The sequence below is a fragment of the Shewanella sp. 11B5 genome, assembly GCF_002836795.1.
GTDB lineage: Bacteria > Pseudomonadota > Gammaproteobacteria > Enterobacterales > Shewanellaceae > Shewanella > Shewanella frigidimarina.
Map to the genome: position 1 here is coordinate 1 of NZ_PJAP01000730.1, position 1,894 is coordinate 1,894.

General features: G+C 42.5%; 1 protein-coding gene and 1 pseudogene. Both read left to right on the plus strand.

Annotated features, from left to right (window positions below; genetic code table 11):
• Positions 1–1,541 (plus strand): flavocytochrome c (locus tag CXF78_RS15805; protein WP_257984929.1); only part of this gene is annotated, 1,541 nt, incomplete at its 5' end.
• Between the two features lie 69 nt (positions 1,542–1,610).
• Positions 1,611–1,894 (plus strand): annotated as a pseudogene (locus tag CXF78_RS15810) (hypothetical protein); the annotation flags it as partial.

The window sequence follows — 1,894 nt, forward strand, 5'->3', positions numbered from 1 at the left end:
GGACGATAATGAGTACAGACACTAAAACAAATCTATCAAGACGCCACTTTTTAAAAGCAACCAGTATTACTACCGCAACAGCTGGATTAGCTTTATCCGGCTTTGCTTCTGCCAAAACAGAGTCAAGCTGCACGTCATTACCAGATAAATGGGATGAGACCTATGATGTCGTTGTTGTCGGTAGTGGATTTGCAGGTTTATCTGCCGCCATCGAAGCTAAAAATGCTAAATCATCAGTTGTGGTACTTGAAAAAATGCCTGTTCCTGGTGGCAACTCAACCATCAATGGTGGCGGTATGGCCGTCGTCGGCAGTGATATTCAAAAAGCCAATGGTGTAACAGACTCTGTTGATGCAATGCTTGCTGATATGTATAAAGCGGGTCTTGGTCTTAACTACCCTAAACAAGCACGTATGGTTGCCGAACAATCTAACGATGCATTTGAATGGTGCCGAGATTATCTTGGTGTGAAATTCAAAGAAAAACTCGCACAATTCGGCGGGCACTCAATCCCAAGAACACATACCACTTATAACCAATCTGGTTCAGGTATCGTGCACCCAATGTTAGAAAAAGCAAAAGAACTAGGTATCCCACTCAAAAAGAAAGTCTTCGTAAAACGCCTAATAAGCAATAAAGAAGGCAGAATTGTAGGACTTGAGGTGATCACTAAATTCAAGCCTGGTAAAGAAAACTCTACTGCAACACATTTCATCAAAGCCAATAAAGGCGTTGTAATGGCATCTGGTGGCTTTGCTGCCGACGTGGTGTATCGCTCATCACAAGATCCTAGATTAACAGAAGAGCTTGCAACAACAAATCACATGGGAGCCACTTCTGAATGTTTAAAAGAAATGATCCGTGTTGGCGCAAATCCAGTGCAACTTTCATGGGTCCAGCTAGGACCATGGGCTTCACCAGATGAAAAAGGCTTTGGGCTTGCTCCTATTTTCGCTGCTTACTCAGCCTTTACTCACGGGGTAATGGTTAATCCTGAAACTAGTGAACGTTTTGTTGACGAACTTGCTGACCGTAAAGTGCGTGCCGATGCCATTATCAAAACAGGTAATGTTGCCGTTGCGATTTGTGATGCAAAAGGAGTCAAAGCTTCTATGCATGTTATGCCTAAGCTACTTGACCGAAAAGTAGTACATACCTTTGACACCATTCAAGCTCTAGCTGCTCACTATAATATGTCGGCTAAAACGCTAGAGGCACAAATACAACGTTATAACAGCTATGTTTTAGCAAAAAATGACCCTGAGTTTAATAAACCGTTCTCAATGAATCAGCAACCAATTGTCGAAGCACCTTTCTATGCTGTTCGTTTATGGCCTAAAGCACATCACACAATGGGCGGTGTTGAAATCGATACAGAAGCAAGAGTCATCAACATTGCCACACGAGAAACCATTCCAGGATTGTTTGCATGTGGTGAATCTACTGGGGGGACACATGGTGCTTGTCGCCTAGGTACTGTAGCCATTCCCGACTGCATCGTGTTTGGTCGTATTGCCGGTAAAAATGTAGCAAAAGCATAACAACTATAACGACTGGGCAAAATGCCCAGTCGACAAATATTGATGAACTTATGAAAGAGAAAAATCATTATGAATAAATTATATTCACGTAAACCATTAGTAACAGCTGTCGCCATTGCAATACCGCTTATGCTTAGCACTGCCTCAGTTAATTCGGCCGAATTTGATATCGCAGACACTAAAGTGACTGTCGGTGGTTACGACAAACTAATGGTAAATTACGATACTGACGGTACGATAACGGCCCCATTTAATGGCGATCTTTATAGTGTTTATACCACTCCAATTGATGGCTCTGCCAACGCAGAAAAATCGGATTTACACATGACGGCAAGAGAAAGCCGCTTATTCAT